The organism is Protofrankia sp. Cas3, from assembly GCF_963555955.1.
In the GTDB taxonomy this organism is placed as follows: Bacteria; Actinomycetota; Actinomycetes; order Frankiales; family Frankiaceae; genus Protofrankia.
Map to the genome: position 1 here is coordinate 1,158 of NZ_CAUVXP010000024.1, position 18,243 is coordinate 19,400.

Annotated in this window: 16 protein-coding genes and 2 pseudogenes; 5 read left to right on the forward strand and 13 right to left on the reverse strand. The window is 65.9% G+C overall.

Going from position 1 to position 18,243, the window contains the following annotated elements:
- The first annotated feature begins 73 nt into the window (after positions 1 to 73).
- Positions 74 to 748: a DUF402 domain-containing protein gene (locus U9983_RS07055; RefSeq protein ID WP_322753280.1), complete on the forward strand. Its 675-nt coding sequence runs from the start codon at positions 74 to 76 to the stop codon at positions 746 to 748.
- Positions 749 to 812: 64 nt separating this feature from the next.
- Here U9983_RS07055 and U9983_RS07060 read toward each other — a convergent pair whose 3' ends face one another.
- From U9983_RS07060 to U9983_RS07075, 5 genes and pseudogenes are all read right to left on the reverse strand, one after another.
- Positions 813 to 1,628, reverse strand: coding sequence for a mycofactocin-coupled SDR family oxidoreductase (locus U9983_RS07060; RefSeq protein WP_322753248.1), 816 nt, complete (start codon positions 1,626 to 1,628; stop codon positions 813 to 815).
- 39 nt (positions 1,629 to 1,667) lie between these two features.
- Positions 1,668 to 2,483, reverse strand: coding sequence for an SDR family NAD(P)-dependent oxidoreductase (locus U9983_RS07065; RefSeq protein WP_322753249.1), 816 nt, complete (start codon positions 2,481 to 2,483; stop codon positions 1,668 to 1,670).
- Positions 2,484 to 2,671: 188 nt separating this feature from the next.
- Positions 2,672 to 3,205, reverse strand: a complete 534-nt coding sequence (locus U9983_RS27760; protein ID WP_416210317.1) for a DinB family protein — start codon at positions 3,203 to 3,205, stop codon at positions 2,672 to 2,674.
- Between the two features lie 168 nt (positions 3,206 to 3,373).
- A pseudogene (locus U9983_RS27765) lies at positions 3,374 to 4,159 on the reverse strand (sterol desaturase family protein); the annotation flags it as partial.
- A gap of 142 nt (positions 4,160 to 4,301) precedes the next feature.
- Positions 4,302 to 4,505, reverse strand: a complete 204-nt coding sequence (locus U9983_RS07075; RefSeq protein ID WP_322751183.1) for a hypothetical protein — start codon at positions 4,503 to 4,505, stop codon at positions 4,302 to 4,304.
- Positions 4,506 to 4,856: 351 nt separating this feature from the next.
- Between U9983_RS07075 and U9983_RS07080 the strand changes: the two genes are divergently transcribed.
- Complete coding sequence (locus U9983_RS07080; RefSeq protein WP_322753251.1) at positions 4,857 to 6,422, forward strand: glycosyltransferase family 39 protein; 1,566 nt, start codon at positions 4,857 to 4,859, stop codon at positions 6,420 to 6,422.
- Positions 6,423 to 6,443: 21 nt separating this feature from the next.
- On the opposite strand, the gene U9983_RS07085 is transcribed toward U9983_RS07080, so the two are convergent.
- The 4 genes and pseudogenes from U9983_RS07085 to U9983_RS07100 all read right to left on the reverse strand — a co-directional run.
- A complete protein-coding gene (locus U9983_RS07085) occupies positions 6,444 to 7,688 on the reverse strand; it encodes a hypothetical protein (protein WP_322753252.1) in 1,245 nt (414 codons plus the stop codon).
- Between the two features lie 201 nt (positions 7,689 to 7,889).
- Positions 7,890 to 8,480, reverse strand: coding sequence for a hypothetical protein (locus U9983_RS07090; protein ID WP_322753253.1), 591 nt, complete (start codon positions 8,478 to 8,480; stop codon positions 7,890 to 7,892).
- Positions 8,477 to 10,231, reverse strand: a complete 1,755-nt coding sequence (locus U9983_RS07095; RefSeq protein WP_322753254.1) for a PHP domain-containing protein — start codon at positions 10,229 to 10,231, stop codon at positions 8,477 to 8,479. The genes U9983_RS07090 and U9983_RS07095 overlap by 4 nt, the downstream gene beginning before the upstream one ends.
- A gap of 305 nt (positions 10,232 to 10,536) precedes the next feature.
- Positions 10,537 to 11,703 (reverse strand): annotated as a pseudogene (locus U9983_RS07100) (terpene synthase family protein); the annotation flags it as partial.
- A 104-nt stretch (positions 11,704 to 11,807) separates the two neighbouring features.
- Between U9983_RS07100 and U9983_RS07105 the strand changes: the two are divergent.
- The gene (locus tag U9983_RS07105; protein ID WP_322753256.1) at positions 11,808 to 12,230 is read left to right on the forward strand and encodes an SSI family serine proteinase inhibitor; all 423 of its coding nucleotides are present in this window, start codon (positions 11,808 to 11,810) and stop codon (positions 12,228 to 12,230) included.
- Between the two features lie 108 nt (positions 12,231 to 12,338).
- Here U9983_RS07105 and U9983_RS07110 read toward each other — a convergent pair whose 3' ends face one another.
- The gene (locus tag U9983_RS07110; protein ID WP_322753257.1) at positions 12,339 to 13,103 is read right to left on the reverse strand and encodes an SDR family NAD(P)-dependent oxidoreductase; all 765 of its coding nucleotides are present in this window, start codon (positions 13,101 to 13,103) and stop codon (positions 12,339 to 12,341) included.
- Between the two features lie 174 nt (positions 13,104 to 13,277).
- Positions 13,278 to 13,838 (reverse strand): Uma2 family endonuclease, encoded by a 561-nt coding sequence (locus tag U9983_RS07115; RefSeq protein WP_322753258.1) that lies wholly within the window; start codon positions 13,836 to 13,838, stop codon positions 13,278 to 13,280.
- Between the two features lie 210 nt (positions 13,839 to 14,048).
- Between U9983_RS07115 and U9983_RS07120 the strand changes: the two genes are divergently transcribed.
- Both U9983_RS07120 and U9983_RS07125 read left to right on the forward strand, forming a co-directional pair.
- On the forward strand, positions 14,049 to 14,756 hold the full coding sequence (locus U9983_RS07120; protein WP_322753259.1) for a dihydrofolate reductase family protein: 708 nt from the start codon (positions 14,049 to 14,051) through the stop codon (positions 14,754 to 14,756).
- Positions 14,757 to 14,871: 115 nt separating this feature from the next.
- Entirely contained in the window at positions 14,872 to 15,789 is a 918-nt protein-coding gene (locus U9983_RS07125) for a prephenate dehydratase (protein WP_322753260.1), read from the forward strand.
- Between the two features lie 1,318 nt (positions 15,790 to 17,107).
- Here the strand turns inward: U9983_RS07125 and U9983_RS07130 are convergent.
- Positions 17,108 to 17,743 (reverse strand): TIGR04255 family protein, encoded by a 636-nt coding sequence (locus tag U9983_RS07130; protein ID WP_322753261.1) that lies wholly within the window; start codon positions 17,741 to 17,743, stop codon positions 17,108 to 17,110.
- A 244-nt stretch (positions 17,744 to 17,987) separates the two neighbouring features.
- Positions 17,988 to 18,209, reverse strand: a complete 222-nt coding sequence (locus U9983_RS07135; RefSeq protein WP_322753262.1) for a hypothetical protein — start codon at positions 18,207 to 18,209, stop codon at positions 17,988 to 17,990.
- Positions 18,210 to 18,243 lie beyond the last annotated feature (34 nt).

Consider the following 18,243-nt stretch of genomic DNA (forward strand, 5'->3'; position numbering starts at 1 on the left):
GGCGGCATTCCCTGACACCAACCGGTAGCGGGAAGCGGGTGTGAAGCCCTTAGATATGGTCTAGGCCGTGACCATGGTGGATGTCGCATTTGAGCCCGGACAGCCGATCCTGCACCGGATGTTCACCGGAGACGCCCTGGTTCTCGTCCGCTCGGCTATCGTCGTCGGCGATGACGAGCGTGGCCTGCGGCTGTGGATTCCCCACGGTGGTCCCATCGCGATCAGGATGAGTCAGGACGGCCGTGGCATCCGCGACATGCCCTTCGCCGAATGGGTGCGTCAACCCACCGAACTGACCACGACCGGATGGCACGGTCCGAACATCTTCATGCTGATCCCACCGCGGCAGGCGCATTCGGTGTGGTGGTTCTGGGACGCTCGCAGCGCCTTTGCAGCCTGGTACGTGAACCTCGAAGAACCCGTCGCCCGCTGGCGCGACGGCGACAGTGCGCTCGCCGGAGTCGACGGCTGTGACCACGACCTCGACATCTGGGTCTATCCGGACCGCAACTGGGAGTGGAAGGACGAGGACGAACTCGACGAGCGCCTCGCCTTCCCCGAGCACTACTGGGTGACCGACGCAGCAGCGGTACGGGCCGAGGGCGAAAAGGTGGTCGGACGCGTCGAGGAGGGACGGTTTCCGTTCGACGGCACCTGGTGCGATTTCCGCCCCGAACCGTCCTGGCAGACGCCGACCGCCCTGCCCGCCGGCTGGGACCGGCCGCGAATCCGGCGCACCGGAACCTGACATCCGCTCCTGGCTCCGGCACGGTGCCTGATGTGATCATCAACCGATCTTGATCGGACCTTGGTCAGACCTTGGTCGCCCCCATGTCGAGGGTGAGCTGCGTTGCGGTGACCGACCGGGACAGATCCGAGGCGAGCCAGACGACCGCATCCGAGATGTCATCGGAGTCTGCGATGGGCAGGTCGGGCAAGAGGCTGGCGAACGACGCCGCGTACGAGGGGTGGTCGGCCAGGACCTTGTGAATCGTCGGATCCTCGCTCATCGGAGTCGCGACTCCCCAGGGATGCACCGAGTTCACGCGGATGCGGAACTCCCCCAGCTCGATGGCCGCAGCCTTGGTCAGTCCGACGACGCCGTGCTTGGCCGCGCTGTAGTGCGCCTGAGCCGGTAACGACTTGATCCCCGCCACCGAACTGACTGTGATGATCGACCCGCCGTTGCCCGCCTCGATCATGTACGGAACCGCGGCCTTGAGGGTCCGCCACACTCCGGTGAGGTTAACGTCGATCACGGTCTGCCACTGCTCGTCAGGCATTTCCCAGAACCGGCTCCAGTTGCTGATCCCGGCGTTGGCGACGACGACGTCAAGTCGGCCGCCGAACTCGGCGACACCGTCTGCGAGCACAGCCACCAGCGCGGCCGAGTCGCGGACGTCGGCCTGCCGGGCGTGAATTGGCTGGTCCTCGGCTTCGACCAGACGTACGGTCTCGTCAAGATCCTTTGATGTCGCGGCTGGGTAGACGTTGGCGGGCGACACCGGGCCCGCGATGTCCACCGCGATGATCCTCGCGCCTTCGCGGGCGAGCCGCACCGCGTGGCTGCGGCCCTGACCGCGAGCTGCGCCGGTGACGAAAGCGACCTTGCCGTCCAGTAATCCCATGATCGTGATCCCGCCTTGTTCAGTTCGTCCGAAGTCGGCTCAGCCCGAGGAGCTGGGCTGCGGCCAGGGGGTGGTGAGACGGCGGACCAGGTCGGTGTCGCCGGTCCGGCGAAGCACATACTCGCGTACCTGACCGCCGGCGGCGTGCACCACCCGTCCGGTAACGTCGGCCGCGTCCGGCGCGACGAGTCGCACGACGACGCGGGAGACATGTTCCGGGGAGAGGTCGAGTACGGCAGCACCACTGCCCTGCGGTCCGGCCGACGCGAGGAAGTTCTCCGACATCCTGGTCAGCGCCCCCGGCGAGACAGCGTTGGCGGTGATCCCGTACGGCGCGCCCTGTTTGGCGGTGGCCATGGTCAGTCCCCAGATCGCGGCCTTCGCGGAGCTGTACCCGACGCTGTCGGCCATGCGGGTGTCGAGCGCGGCCTCCGAAATGGTGTTCACGATCCGGCCGTACCGCTGGGCGCGCATCGTCGGGAACGCAGCCCTGATCGTACCGACGCTGCCGGTGAGATGTACGGCCAGCAGCCGCTGCAGCGCTGCCTCCTCGATGTCCTCGACCGTGCCGGGTGACACGATCCCGGCGTTGTTCACCACGATGTCGATCCGGCCGAAGGCGTCCACCGCGCACGCAACGGCGGCGGCCGCTCCCGCGAACGTGGAGATGTCCGAATGGTCGACGACAGCCTGTCCACCCTGTGCGAGCACGTCCGCGGCGACGCCGTCAGCGACGGCCATACCGCGCTCGCTGCCGTCCATACTGGCACCGACATCGTTGACGACCACCGCGGCGCCGGCCGCCGCGAGTGCCCGGGCGTGGGCTGCGCCCAGCCCCCGCCCTGCGCCCGTCACGAGTGCGACTCGTCCCTGGAGCGGGAGACCTCCGCCGCCTGTCTGTACCAACATCGAAACCAACATCGAATCCCACCCCTGGGCTCTTTGGGTGCACTCTAGGACGCAGCGACCCACCGGCCGGGACCGGCTACCTCGCGGCTGATCCGCCCGCTGATCCGCGGGACCCGAACTGTTACCCGATCCAACTACCCCATCGATGTGGCGCCGTCCAGGGCCTCGCGGATGATGTCGGCGTGACCAGCGTGCTGGGCAGTCTCCGCGATCACGTGGAGCAACACCCGGCGGGCCGACCAGCGCGCGCCCGGTTCGAACCACGGAGCCTCGGGCAGCGGCTGGGAGACATCGAGATCAGGCAACGCCACCACGAGCTCATCGGTCCGGCGCGCCACCTGCTCGTACTCGTCGAGCAGCCCTGGCAGGCTCTCCCCGGCCAGCATGCGAAACGCCTCGGACCGCTCCGTCAGCTTCGCGGGCGACTGCTCCATCGCCGACGGGCCCTCGATGATGAAGGCGATCCAACCCCGTTCGGTGAACGCGACGTGTTTGATCAGACCGCCCAGGCACAACTCACTCACGGTGGTGCGCTGCGCGGCCTGATCGTCGGTCAGGTCGCGGACCGTGTAGCGCAGGAAGTACCGGTGCTTGGCCAACGTCTCCAGCAGGTCGGCGCGCTCGCTGGTCACGGCCCTGTCGGTTCGGGTCACGGTGTCCCCTTCCATCGGTGTGACGACACAGGGCACCGTAGCGACGACGTCCGACAACTTCGATACGCCTGTTCGGCGTGGTCGGAACGGTGCAACAAGTTGGCCGGCCCAGGATGGCGCCATGTCCTGCGGTATCCCGTAGGCCGGCGGTGTCCCCGCGGGCAGGTAGCGGGTGCCCAGCAGGGTGTCCCAGAAGGAGAAGACGGCGCCGTAGTTGCGGTTGACCGCCTCGGGAGTATCGGCATGGTGCCAGTGATGGAAGGCCGGCGTGACAAAGACGACGCTGAGCGGACGCAGGGTGAGCCGCGTGTTGGCATGGGCGAGGAACGGAAAGTAGAACTGGAAGGCGACGAACAGGGATGAGAAGGTCAGATCAAAACCGACCGCGTACAGCGGTAGGACGATTGCCGTCAGGTTGACGATCTGATCCAGCGGATGACCTCTGCTCGTGGACAGCCAGTCGAGCTCGCGGCTGGAGTGATGAACCGCGTGCAGCCGCCACAGCGGGGGCAGCTCGTGCAGTGCCCGGTGTGCGGCGTAATTCGCCAGGTCCGCCAGCAGCAGGATGATGATGAACTGACACCAGCCGGGTTGGCGCAGCAGCAGTTCTCGCACGGCTTGCGGGCAGGCGTGGTGCACGGCGGGCGCGAGGACGGTGAGAACAGCGGTGGAGACGACGGTGATCGGCAGCCGGTTCGCGAAGGTATGCGCGACGTCCACATACCAGTCCTCCCGCCGGCGCCGACGGACAAGAGGCAGCAGTTGTTCAAGCGGAATGAACAGCAGCGCGCAGATGAAGAAACCGGCCAGGAGCTGCGGCCGTTCCACAACGCCCACCAGCACGGCCAGCACGGTGAAAACGGCGGCCGGGATTCGTTGCCGACGGCGAGGCGGAACACCTTCGGGGTCGGTGCTCGTCGGGTGTCGGGAGCTGGCTTCGGCTGGCGCCACCATGACCGCCTCCGCCATGACTGCCCCCACCAGCTGCCCCCGAACGTCCGTCGATTCTGTTCCCGCCGTTCCCGCCGCGGCTTGTCCGGGAGTCGGGGAGTATTTCGTCTCCCCGGCTCCCGGACTCCCGGACTCCCGGCCGATCAGCGACCCGGAAAGGTCACTTCGTGCTGACGATGATGGGGCCGGTGGGAGTGCCCGGCTTGACCGGGCCGATCTGCATGACCCCGGCGTCGGCGGTGGATCCGCTGAACCAGTTGGGATGGGTGACCGAAAGCGTGGCGCCGGCGACCCCGAGAGCGAGAACGGCGATCATGAGCAGGCGGGCAGCAGCCTGCCGGGTCACGTGCTGGATGGCGATCATGTGCGTCCTTTCCGCGGCCGAAGAGCTCCCCGGCTCGGTGAGATGCGATCTACTTCCGGCAACGCACCAAATGGTGCATCTGTAGCGAAAAAAACTTCACATCGCCAGATTGCCAGTCGGTAGCCAGAGCATGTACAGAAGGTATTGATCGTGTAAACTATTCGATGACAACACCACACCAGTCGTCCCACCCGGGCGTTACGCGCCCTCATGGCCTGCCGACAAGCAACTAACCTGCTGACAAGCAACTGCGCCCGTGCCCTGTCCGTCCCGCGGTCCACCACCGGAGGTTTTGTCGTGTCGGCGCGTTGAGACTGGTTCGGGTTTTCCGGAGCCCTATCGTCGGACCCGATGAGAAGCCCTTTCGCCGTGCCCGACGATCCGTTGGTCGTGGCGAATGCGCGGGGGCGCGGGTGGCCCCTGGCGATCATGAAGGATCCGCCCGGCCCGGCGACCGCACGATTCCAGGTCTGCGTGCTGCTGACAACGGTTATATCCTCGCTCCTCGTCTTCCACAACACAGGCCGGAAAAGTCTCTGGTTCGACGAGGGGGTCACGGTCGGGCTGGTCTCCACCAGCTGGGGGCCGATGTGGGCTTTCGTCCGGGACCACGAGACCAACATGGGTCTGTATACCGTCCTGTTGAAGCTGTGGACCACCGCCGGCGACGACGTAACATGGTCGAGGGCTTTTTCCGGTATAGCAGTCGTTGCGACGATACCGCTGCTCGCTGCGACGGGACGACGTCTCCTCGGTGAAACAACCGGGATTATTGCCGGGCTATTGATCGCGGTCAATGCCTTTGCCATTCACTACGGTCAGGAGGATCGATCCTACGGCCTGACTCTCTTTCTCGTCACGCTGACGCTCTACCTGGTGTGCAGGCTGCTCGACACGTCCCGCCCGGGCCTGTCCGTCATGTGGGGACTGGCCTGCTCAGCCGCCATCTACTCGCACGTCGTCGCTACTTTCACCGTGGCCTGCGAGATCGTCGCGGTCACGCTTCTGTTCCGGACGAAAGCCGCATGCCTGTCGCCCGGCGTTGTGCTCCAGGCCATCGGGTGCGCACCCTTGTTCTGGGTGCTGCACCGCCAGGGTTCGACCCGGCTGTCATGGGTGCCGCCGCTACGCGCTTCCCGTCTCACACCAACCGTTGCGGAAACAGTCGGAGCCGTCGGGACCTCGCCGTTGCTCTGGCTCTACTGCGCATGCATGGCCCTCGGCGTACTGCTGGGATGGCGCTCCCGGCCGATGTGGTTCACACTTGTCGTGGGATTCGGCTCGCTTCTCGCCAACGTCATCGCATCCGTGTTTCTCGCTCCCCTGTTTCTCCCGCGCTACCTGATCGTCACCGTTCCCGGCCTGACCCTGCTGGCCGCATTCGGTATGGCGCGGCTCCCCCGCTTCGTCGCGCGAGGCCCGATCCTGGCCGTGACCGTCGCCTTTGCGCTGATATCCGTACGCGCGTATTACGGCACGCCCCCGCCGGAGGACTTCCGCGCTGCCGCACGGCTCGTCGTCGACCGGTCAGACCGGTCAGACCGGTCAGACCGAAAGGACGCAATCGCCTTCTTCAACCCGGCCGGCTATGCGCCGTTCACCTTCTACGCCAGAGACCACAGCGACCCGCTGCCGCGCTCCCTGGTTCCGCGCGTCGACGGCGGCCGTTCCCTCTACGACAGGCCCACCCCCGGCGGACCCGCGGCCGAGGTCAGGCAGGCAGCCTCGGAGCTGTGTGGCTACCGCCGGATATGGCTGGTGAGCAGCCATGACCGCACCGCCTGGGTCGGCGCTGTGCAGGCGGACTTCATCCGGGCCGTGAATGCCGACGGCTTCCGCCTGGACAGCACCGAGACCGTCCCAGGAGTCACAGTGCGCAGCTACCTCCGGAGGAAGACCGACCACGGCTGCCAGTGACGGATGCCCCTGTCGAAGAGATCAACGGCCCGCGCGGAGCAGTTCGGCCACGCGGTCGCCGACTGGCGCGAAGCCGGGACGCGGCTCCCGTTCGAAGAACTCCTTCTTCCGGCGACGCAACAACGCCTCCCCGTCCCGCTCCCAGCTGAACTGCGACTTACCGAGGACGGCACGAAAGACCCGATTCACCTCCGCTGGATGACGCGCCACAAGACGCCGGATGGCCGACGGCGACACGCTGTCGTCCCGCAGGTATGCACGCAGCCGCGCCGCGTGGTCTCGGTCTCGAGCGAGGGAGGGATCTGCGAAAAGGGCATCGAGATGGCCATAATCACCATAGAAGCTGAGTCCTTCGGTCTCGTCATAGACGATGGCGACGGTGTCGGCAGAGCGCAGATCGTCAGGCAACTGAAACAGCTGCTCGGGAGCGAGCGCCAGCGACCGGGCGCCTTCGGCTGCCTTCCCCTCCAAGCCCTCCAGAAGCTTCTCCTGACGGCGCCGCCAGTATTCCCGCAGACCGCGCTCGGCTTCATCCGGCGGCAGAATGACCAGATCGCAGCCGAAGTACGCGATGAAGTCGGCCCGATCCTCGGCCTGCAGTTCCCAGGCCCGCTCCAGGTTTTCCGGATTACGGAAGGCCACCTCGGGGACGGTAGCGACCGCCTCGGCCACGGCCTGCGCAAGCTGGGGACCCGCTGACCGGGGATACGCGGCGAGATGCCCACTGACCAGCCAGGCGTCCAGCACCGGATGGACAGGGACGATCCGGCCGACCACGAACATGCCGGGTTGCAGCTCGGCGAAGGCACCGCGGCCCATGTTGGAGTACAGCTGGTAGACGAGATCGTCGACGAGGTTGTGCACGACCAACGCATCACCGTCGGGCTGCTGCACCTCGAAGCTCCCCTCGACCACATTGCGCCAGCCGAGAACCATCACCTTCTCATCCTCGGATAGCGGGGGACGGCGCTGGGCGACAAAACGCTCGACGACGGTACGACCATCACTCAGGCGCTGCTGGAGTGCGAAGTGGTCGATGATGAGGACCGCCATGTTCTCGTCGAGTGCACCGCCGTGCCGGTCGGCAGCTTCCAGCAGCCGGGCCGTCAGCTGGCGTTCGAATCGCGAACTCTGCGCAAAATGGACGAGTTCACCCTTGAGCCCTCCGCTGCGGGCCACCAGTTCCGTGACCGACCGACCCGAAGGCGACAGACCCGAAGGCGATGCTCCCGAACCCGTCGGGATATCGATTGATTTATGAGCCATGGGCACCACCTGTCGCGTTCGATTGATCGCGTTCCCGTATCTGGCACGGCTGGCCTGCGCCGCACCGACTATTCATACCCCTCCTTCGATACCCTCCTGCGATCCGGGTATCGACGTGCACGGACAGTACGATCAAGGCCCCTGCCACCGGATGGCAGCAGGGGCCTTGATCGGCCGGTTATGGCACGCAGGGATCAGGACTCAGGCGTGGTAGGCGCAGCACGGGGTCGGGTTCGGTACCTCGAACGGCGCAACCAGACCTGGTCCGGTGGCGCCGACAGCAAGGACGAGCTCCTCGCCCCGCCACTCGGGCCGGACGAAGTCGCGGGTCCGCAGCACCGCCGCTTCCGGCAGCTCACCACCGCCGAGGACCGCGAACCGGTCGATCGCCGTCCCGGCGAGCACGCTGCTCACCGGGACATCCCCCACCAGCCGTTCAACACCCGGGAAGCGCACCGCCCGGCCACCCGTGCGCGCGGCGGCATCACAGGCCGCGAGCATGGCCCCGGTCGCCGGGTCCGGGTTGTCCGTTCCCAGGGCCGGCGTCGGGGTTCCCGGCTCGACAACGGCGACGGCGGCGGCCGGCAGGACGCTGCGTACGCCGTCGACGGCCGTGTCGACGAGACCTGGCGGGAGGGTCAACGAGACGGCGAAGTGCGGTACGCCCACCCGGACGATGTGCGTGCACGCGTAGGCGTCGGCCGGCGGGCCGATCCGCCGCCAGAGGTCGAGCACCAGATGGTCGATCTCTGACAGCGACCGGATGTCGGTGTCGACGCCGACGACCGTCATCGCCGCCCGTGGGGGGGCGAAAGCGGGCCCGGCGCGGTGACGAAGATCGGGTTCGAGTAGAACCAGAGGTCCGCCCACGGGTCGGCGTTGCCGACCATGTCGATCGGCGGGCCGTTGGGGTCGACCGCCGCCCCGAGCAGGCCCGGCGCGGTGCGGTTGCCGTCGGTCCCGCGAACCCGCAGGTAGAACGGTGCCGCAACGTCGGTGAAGGTGTAGGTGAGGGTGACGCTGCCGGTCGCTGCGCTGATGTCGAACGACTTCACGACCTTGGTGTTCGGGGTGGTGAAGCTGTCGCGATCCTGCACCGGGCCGAGCACGTCACCCGCGATGAGGTCAACCCGGGCCAGCTTCGGCAGGAACTGTGCGAAGTTCGGCCGGCTCGCGAGCGTGATCGTGATGACGACCTCGACGTCGGCACCCTTGCGCACCCTGAGCGTGCCGCCGAGGGTCGTGCCCGGCTGACCCGAGCCCAACGGCCGGACCCGCAGGTCGAGGCCGTCGATCAGGGCACCATGATCCACCCAGACCCGCCCCGCCCGCATCCCGGCCATCACCGCGCCGTAGTCGAACCGGGCCGCGCCGACGTGGGTACGGCTGTAGTAGCCCGGCCAGAAGTCTCCGTTGAACGCGATTCCGCCCGCGTACACGGGGTCCCCGTAGCGGCCGAAGTTGTTGAACGTGTCGCCGGCCGCGTCCCAGGGCGCGTTGGCGTTGTTGTTGACGGGGTTCTTGGCCCAGTCGGCGTACACCTTGTGGGAGTCGGAGTTCGCGGTGATCCACCACGGCCGACCCTCGGCGAGCATGGAGTCCCACAGGCCACCGACCGTAGCGGTGAAGGCGTCGAACCCACCGAACGTGCGGTAGTACTCGATCGGAAAGCCCGGGAACGAGTCGGGCAGCGGCGCGAAATCGTATGCCCCGCGGCCGCTGGCGGCACCGTTTGGCGCCGCAATCCCGAGCGCCTGGTGCCCGGGCGCCCCCTCCATGCCGATCGCGATGTCGGGTGCGCTGTCGCGCCAGCCGCGGAACTCGTGTGGCGAGTCGAGACCCCGGCGGGCCGGGTGGTTGGCGAGCATCAGTGCGTCCGAGACCTGGCCCTGGCGGACGGCGTCACTGAGATATGACAGCCCGGAGATCGCCAACGCCTCGTTCGCGGCGGTGCCGGCCGTCGCGCCCATCACGACGCCGTCATAGGCGTTCTCGAACTGCTTGAGAACGGCCACCTCGTTCGGACCGGGAGCCACGAACACGGTCGCGTGCTCGGCGGCGGGGATGTTCCACTCCAGTCCCTGGAACAGCAACGTCCGCGGGTAGTCCTCGCGGGCGGCGAGGATGTCCGGGTTGACCTTGTCGACACCGAACTTGGCGTGTGCGACGCTGCCGTGGTCGGTGATGACCATCCAGTCCAGGCCGTTCTGCGACGCGTGCCGAACCTGGTCGCTCACCCGGTACATTGCGTCCGGGCTGTACTGGGTGTGGATGTGGTGGTCGCCGGCGAGCCACCGGAAGCCGCCAGCGGGCTCCCGCCGGTCGGACCCGTCGGATGACCCGGCGAGTGCGACACCCTGTCCGCCAAGGACGCTCCCCGCGGCGACCCCAGCGCCCAACAGGCCGGCGCTGCGCAGCAGGCTGCGCCGGTTCAGCTCGGACGGCGACAGCGCGGCGTCTGGTACCGACAGGTCGAGCCCCTCAGCGGCCGGTCGGTCATGGTGGTGATGGTCGTGGTCATGTGGACCGTGGACGCCCGACATGGAGTCTCCCTCGCGACGGCCCGCCCCCCTGGCGGGTCTACGCGATGGACTCTGATTTGCCGAGATGGCCCGCATTCCTCGGATCAGTAAACAACGGGTTGCGATTGTGCAGAGGTCAGGCAACTTTAGCTTTGATTATCCATTCTCCGGTGAATTTCTGTTCAGATACGCTGCACCTATTGCAAATAATTTGCAGCTACTATTTGGTCGCAATATTCCGCCAGCATGGACCGCCCGGGCTCGGGCTCGAGCCCGGGCGGTATTTTATCCACATTAACTCATATTTCTGATGTTCCAGGGTATTTCTACCGATTGGCCACACCCAGGCCGTCCGACGAGCGGATCCAGCCGCTATGGGCCGCCGAGATGCCTCGTCCGGTGGGGCCGCCGAACGGAGGTGTCCCGGCTGCCGGATGGTGTCGCAGTTCAGCTTCCTCGTATCGACGGGTTCCCTGATGCCAACGGAGGATTCCGGCCAGCCAGTTCTGCAGTTCCTCGGCATATCCCCGCACCGCGCCCCGTGCGTCGGCGTCCAGGTTGAAACTGTCACAGAGCGCGGGCAGTTCGACGGCGACAACATGTTCGAACTGGCGCATCCGGGACGTCATCAGATCATTGACGACCCCGACAGCGCGTTCACGATCACAGTCGAAGAAATTCTGGACGACGAGAACGCAGTTGTGGATCTCACCTTCGAACTGAATTTCCTTCTGGTAGGAGAACACGTCGTTGAGCAGGCAGGCGTAGTCCGCGGCCGCGTGCTCCAGTGCCCTCATCGGTCGGGTCTGGTAAATCGCCGGTGGCACCGTCGGCCCCGCGGCCAGCCGGCACAGGCTCATGGTGAGATCGGAACCGAAGGTCTTGCGGCGCATCTCGATATAGTCGATCGGGTCGGGGATCCGGTTCTGTCGCTGATTGGCGAGTTCCCACAACCAGCTACCGGTCATATCCTCGATCGCGCCGCGGAACATGCGACGCGCGCTCACGGCCATGGGTCCCGCGGTACGGGACCACAGATCGGCCAGACCGCGTTCCAGCGCGTTGACGGGGACCGGAATGACGGCGGACTCCACCGGCATGAATTCCGACAGCCGCCTGGTGCACGCCTTCGCGGCGGCTAGATCACCCGTCCGGCCGAAGATCACCGGATAGTAGTCGTCGGCGTAGGTTCCCCAGGTGAGCCAGCCCGTGGTCAGGTTCAGTTGGTCCGCCGTCGCATCCGGATGGATCCCTGCCGAACACAACGAAAAATCATACGCCCTGAGCTTGTGTTCGTCCCAGATTCCGGGCACCGGGTCGAGCATCCCGATCTGGCCGGCCCACTCCACGATGTGGCGACGTGCAGCGGACAGGTGCGGGCTGCACCGAGTGGAATACGGCATGTAGAAATCGGGACGTTGAAGCCGGCCGACGACCTGATACGGGATGTGGGTGAAGCTCCGCAATCGCTGCGGTGCCGTCGAGACAAGTGCGGACCCGCCATGACATGGCATATCATGACAATCGTGGATGTGCCCGACCATCGTGAAGACAGGCTTCTCAGTCGGGTTGACGAAACATGAAACAGGAGGTTGCGATGGCAAGGAGAAGGATTCTCGCCCGTTGGGGCACACTCGCCCTGGCACCGTTACTGGCTGCCGGCGTGGCTGCCATTCCGGCGTCGGCGGCCACAACCAGCTCGGCGGCCCGGCCAACGGGAGCACTGATTCTCACGGTGGCGCAGGGCGAAGCCCCCTATGTCGGCGCGACACCGGTCACCCTGTTCTGCCCGCCGAACGGCGCGACGACGCACCCCAACCCGGTCGCGGCGTGCAAGGCCATCGCGGCTGCCGGCGGTAATCTCGACAACCTCGCGGGCGACCCGGGGACGCTGTGTCCGGAGATCTACATGCCGGTGACGGCCGCCGCGGACGGCTACTGGGCCGGCCGGGTCGTCCACTGGCAGAAGACCTTCTCGAACGCATGCTTCCTGAATGTGGCCACGACACCGGTCTTCTGACCGGCTCCTGCCGTAGATCATCCTGAACGGGGTAGGCGAGGGGGCCGCACCCGGGGTCCCCTCGCCTCGCCGGGAGACGTACGCCAGCGTGAGCATCCAGGCCGCCGGCTACCCAACCTGTCCGGTAGGTCGGATGAGCATCTCGTTGACCGCGACCCGGCGGGGGCGGGTGACGATGTATGCCACCGCATCCGCGATGTCGTCGGCCACCAGCTTCTCGACCCCGGCGAAGCGCCGTGCGGACGCTTCGCGGATCTCCTCGCGCAGATGGTCGGTCAGCTCCGTGTCGACCGCGCCCGGCTCGACGACCGATACCCGCACGTGCCGGGCGGTGACCTCCTGGCGCAGGGATTCGGTGAAGGCGTTCACCCCGAACTTCGTCAGGTTGTAGACTCCGGCGTTCGCCATCGCCCGCCGACCCGCGACCGAACTGATGTTGACCAGGTCGGCGACCCGCCTGGGACCGGTGTCTGCGGCGGCGAGCAGGTACGGCAGCGCCGCATGAGCGACGTACAGCAGACCCTGGAGGTTCAGCGACACCATCCGATCCCACTCCTGGGTCGGCGCGCCGACGATCGGGCCGAGCAGCATCACGCCGGCGTTGTTGACCACTGTGTCCAACCGACCCAGCTCGGCGACGGTGCGTTCGACGGCGTCGACGGCCTGGGCCTGATCGGTCACATCGTGGGCGAGGACGAGCGCCCGGCCGCCGTCGGCGGTGATCTCGGCGGCGAGCTGTTCCAACCTGTCCTTGCGCCGGGCAACCAGCGCGACCGCCGCACCGTGCCGGGCCAGTTCCCGGCCGCTCACCGCCCCGATGCCGCTGCTCGCCCCGGTCACCAGGGCCACCGTGCCGTCCAGCCGTTCTGCCATCAGTTACCGCTCCATCGTGATCGTGTCCAGGTGGGACGTGTCCAAGGTGGTCGTGGCAGGCAGCGCTACGGCACCTATTGATCAGCGCACCGAGGATACGTGCGCCACGGAGCCCGCAATCCGACGCCGGAGTTGCCGCCGGTCATATGCGGTGGGCGAGCGTGGCCGCGACCGCTACGGCGCCGGCGGAAGCAACGACGCCGGCGTGAAGCGCACCTCCACCGGCTCCCGCAGTGCCAGCACGTCCTCGCCGCGACCGAGATGACTCCGCTCGTACACCGTCCCGGTCAGGCGCAGCACGTGCACACAGGGGCCGTCCGCGGGATCGACCATCCAGTAATGCGCAACGCCCGCCCGCGCGAACTGCGCAGGCTTCGCCACCCGATCTTCCTGCGCGCTCGACGGACTCACGACCTCGACGACGAGCAGCACGTCCTCGGCGAGCAGCGCACCCGGGCGCCAGACCGCCTCCGCGCGCAGCACGACCAGATCCGGGATACGCAGGTTGTCACCGAGCCGGACGCCGGTGTTCTCCTGAACGCGCAGATGCTTCGGTAGCGCAGGGCGAAGAAGCTGCCTGATCTCGTCGGTGACGGCCTGATGGAGGGGCGACGGCGGTGGGGCCATGAGCAGGGCTCCGGCCGTGATCTCATACCGGCGGCCGTCATCGGGAAGCTCAAGCCAGTCCTGCGCCGTCCACGGCGTCCGCTTGTCGAGCAGGAGGTTCGTCGCCATGCCGGTCCTCCAGAGTGCGGTCCGGTGCGGTCCGGTGCGGTCCGATGCGGGGTCGGCCGGAGTTCGGGGCCGGGGTGCCTGGGCAGAATCAAGGATAGCCGCGGTCGCCCGTCAACTGGCCCGGTACGGCGAGGTCCAGGCCGGGCGTGACATCCTGCTACATGTTCGGGGGCAGACACCAGGTGCCAGTCACCACAAAGAAGGTCGTGGATGACAAAGCTACGCGTGCACAACTTCTCGATCTCGCTTGACGGATACGCGGCCGGGCAGGCGCAGAGCGTCGACAACCCGCTCGGCGTAGGTGGTCACGGACTGCACGAATGGGTGTTCGCTACCCGCACCGGTGCTCAGATGATCGGCATGGACGGCGGTGACGAGGGCGTCGACGATCGCTTCGTCGCGCGGGGCGATGTCGGTATCGGTGCCACCGTCATGGGACGGAACATGTTCGGTCCGATCCGGGGACCGTGGGGTGAGAACGAATGGACCGGCTGGTGGGGCGATAATCCACCCTTCCACCATCCGGTGTTCGTCCTCACCCACCACGCCCGTCCGTCCATCACCATGCAGGGCGGGACGACGTTCCACTTCGTCGATGACAGTATCGACACAGTACTCGAACGAGCACGCGAGGCCGCCGACGGACAGGACGTCAGACTCGGCGGTGGTGTCGCCACCATTCAGCAATACCTCCGCGCCGGCCTGATCGACGACCTGCACCTGGTGATCGTGCCCATCCTGCTCCACCGCGGCGAACGGCTGTTCGACCATCTCGACGGCGATTCCGAGGGCTACCAGTGCGTCGAATTCGTCACATCCTCCTCGGTCGCACACGTCCACCTCTCCCGGACACCCCCACTGCCACCAGCCACGCCGGATCCCTCCATCCAGGCTCAGACTGCCGGGCCCGACGGGTGAGCGGGTGGGCAGGACGGGACGAAGATCGCCACTGTCGCGCCCGCCCGGGTATCATCACCGCCGGGCCGACCGCGACCGCCAGACCATTGATCATGAGAAATGGACCGCTTCAGCGATGACAGGGCGCAAGAAGATCGCTTTCCAGGGTGAGTTGGGGGCCAACTCACACCTGGCGTGCCAAAACGTGTATCCGGACTACGAACCGGTGCCGTTTCAGACCTTTGAAGAGTGCTTCGCGGCAATTGAGAACGGCAGCGCAGACCTCGGAATGATCCCGGTCGAGAACTCGACGGCAGGTCGCGTCGCCGACATCCACTATCTGCTGCCCGACTCGTCGGTGTATATCATCGGCGAGTATTTTCTGCCGGTCCACCATCAGCTGCTGGGGCTACCAGGAGCCACCCTGGCCGATCTTCGGACTGTGCACAGCCATCCTCAGGCGCTGGCCCAGTGCCGGGTCGCTCTGCGCGAACTCGGGCTACCCGCGGTAGCCGGCGCCGACACTGCGGGTTGCGCCCGAGAAATCGCGGAGGTGGGCGATCGGACCCGAGGAGCGATCGCATCCGAGCTGGCGGCCGAAGCCTACGGCCTGCAGATCCTCAAAGCCGACCTGAAAGACGAGGAACACAACACCACCCGGTTCATGATCTTGTCATCAAAGGAACTGCGGGCTGCGGCCGGGATCGGCCCGATCGTCTCCACTTTCGTCTTCAAGGTATCCAACCTGCCGGCCGCCCTCTACAAGGCGCTCGGGGGGTTCGCGACCAACGGTGTCAACATGACCAAACTTGAGAGCTACATGGTCGGTGGCCAGTTCATCGCGACACAGTTTCTCGCCGACATCGAAGGTCATCCGGACGAGCCGCACGTGGGACGCGCGTTCACCGAGCTCGGTTACTTCGCCGAATACCGCATCCTCGGCGTCTACCGAGCCAACCCGTTCCGTGAACAGATCAAGGACATCGACAGCCGCGCGGCCAGCTACCCGGGGCCGGCCACGTTGACCCAAGCGCGCGACCTCACAGCAGGTTGAGTCAGGACTGCGGTCTGCTCTGCTCTCACCACCGCCCGGCCGGCGCACGCACGATCTCGCCGGCGGGACGTGCCTGCGCGAGAGGGTGGGTCTGCCCAGCCCAGAGGTTGACCACCTCAGGATCGCGGGCGTCTCGACCCGCCTGGCGCAGCGGCGAGGTCACATGATGTATCTACGGTAGCCCACACCTCGCTCCCGGCCGAATGCATCCTGGTGACGACGTCCTCGGATGGGCAGCCGAAGCCATCAAGTCGAGCGATGGGAGCGACGGCGACCGTCGGCTTTTCAGGACGGACGGCGTCGCAGGTCTGTGTGATCAGGACTGCCCCATCAGGGGTGGGATGGAAACGCACCCCGTCATAACCCAAGATCGGTACATTGTCGGCTGCAACGATGTCACCCTGGCGTATCGAGTCAATGACCTCAAGCTGTTCGTCGGTCAGTGGAGGACGGTGATCCCCACCTTGGGCTTCAGTACGTGTGTTTGGTTCGCTCGCGCCCCGGCTGGGCCTGGCACGCGTTAGCGAACCGACCACATGTGAGAAGCGTTCCAGCACCGATTTAGTCGCTTCCATCCTCGTAGGGACGTGCGCCAAGCAACCGGTCTGGAGAAAATGGTGTTCCAGCGACAGTTCCTTCGTTTCGGGAATGTTGCCAAAGGAATGCATCAAAGATGCAGGGCTGGGCATTTCGGGGCTCAAACATCAGGATGCGGCGCCCTGCGGCATCCGCTGCCGGCAGGTTGTCAACGATGCTCCGCAGGTGCGTGAGGAGTTCGAGGTGTCGGGCATTGATACGCCCACCCGCAGCCCATAGGTGTACCGCTCGACGGCTAACACCGATTAGCTTGCCAAGCTGTTCCCAAGTCAGACCTGATTTCGCGTGAAGTTCACGCACGATGTCCGATGTGCCGCGTGCCGTGCGCCTTTCTACCGGCTTCGCCTCTACCGGCTTCGCGACCGCAACGGAGGGAATCGCTGACCGGATCAACGGCGGGCATGTCCATTCTGACATTGACCGGATGTCGCCTGTTGCATTCGTCAGCAATACAGCGGTGACTGCGACGCTGGACAGTCGAACGAAGACGCCCGTTGCCAAAGTCTGCCGTGGATCTGCGTGGACCGAAATAGGAGACATTCGGCTTAGCTGGACGGACTCGGTAAAAAATATCCGACCTGTCATCCTGGAGCCCCGAAAATCTTGAGAAAGTCATCGCTTACCGCATAACGGAAGAATCTATAGGCTCGCTCCATGAGGATTGCGGAAATCTCTTCGACCTTGTCGACAGGTACGGCGTCCGATCCATTTACCGTCGAGTCTATGTCAAGAATCCAACTTCTGAGATTCGTCGCTGGAATTGAATTGCAGGATCGATTGTTGTTCCGGCGGGGAAAATCCCGCAGCGGGCCAGCATTGAGTGTCGGCCCTGGTCAAGCTGAATCTCCAACAAGCTGTGATGAAGCGTCGTCTGCTCGGGAAGCTCCAGCGTCGCGGCAGCCATCATCTCCGACCTGACCAGCGTGGCCAGGTTCGTCAATATTTCGGGGTCTGTGACTCTGTTGATATATCTGATGCCGAATCGATCGAAGCGTGGCGGCTCCGCCCTGTTTATGAAGACCCTCGCAAGTTGGATCAGCCGGTCGCGGAAGTCACGACGGCCAGCGTACGCCAATGCCTCCAGCGACAGGGAACTCCGTTCAAGCGTCACGAGCCACGTCCCGTCAGCAGTCTGAAGCCGCCACACGGGGCTGGCCACCTGCTCCTGTTGGCTGATCGTAGAGCCCGCGATGATCGGATTAATCTCTCGGGCCTTCTCGAACAACGGATAGTCTCTGCTCATCTCGCTGGCAAGAGCGTGTGCGACGCCGCCATCGGCCATCGACGCCAGCTGCGGAAAGCGCAGTTGAGCGATGACACGAACCAGCGGAGCCGATCTTAGATGGATCTCTTCCAATGGCTCGTCACTGAATGGCGACCTGATCGCGAACCCGCCTACACTTCACAGCGTACTTCACACTTCTGCCGGCGGCCCTCAAGATTACGATGCGTGTCGTTCCTGCGTTCCGACAGCCTGGTGCCGGCCCGCGGCGCCGGCAGGGCCATCGAGAAGATCAGCAAAGGTGGTGTGCACACGCTCGGCGACCACAGTTTGCAGTTGGTGCGTGTCGTCGCACCTGACAGGAGAAAGCGAGTCCCGGTCAGGCTGCTCCGCCCTCGGCGAGGCGGGACTCGTGCCTGGCGATCCGCTCCTCGGACAGCGCCAACCACTGGTTGCCGAACTGAGGTACCAGGGCACCACCGCCGGCACCGCAGCGGCACTCCGGCCGCCTCCAGCAGAGCGTCGAGGTCGGGCCGGCCGGGCAGTGCGGCGGCGTGCGGAAACCGGGTGGCGTGCACTGCTTCCAGCGCCGATCGTCCATCGAAACCCCCTGTAGCGTCCCTTGGAGCCTCCGG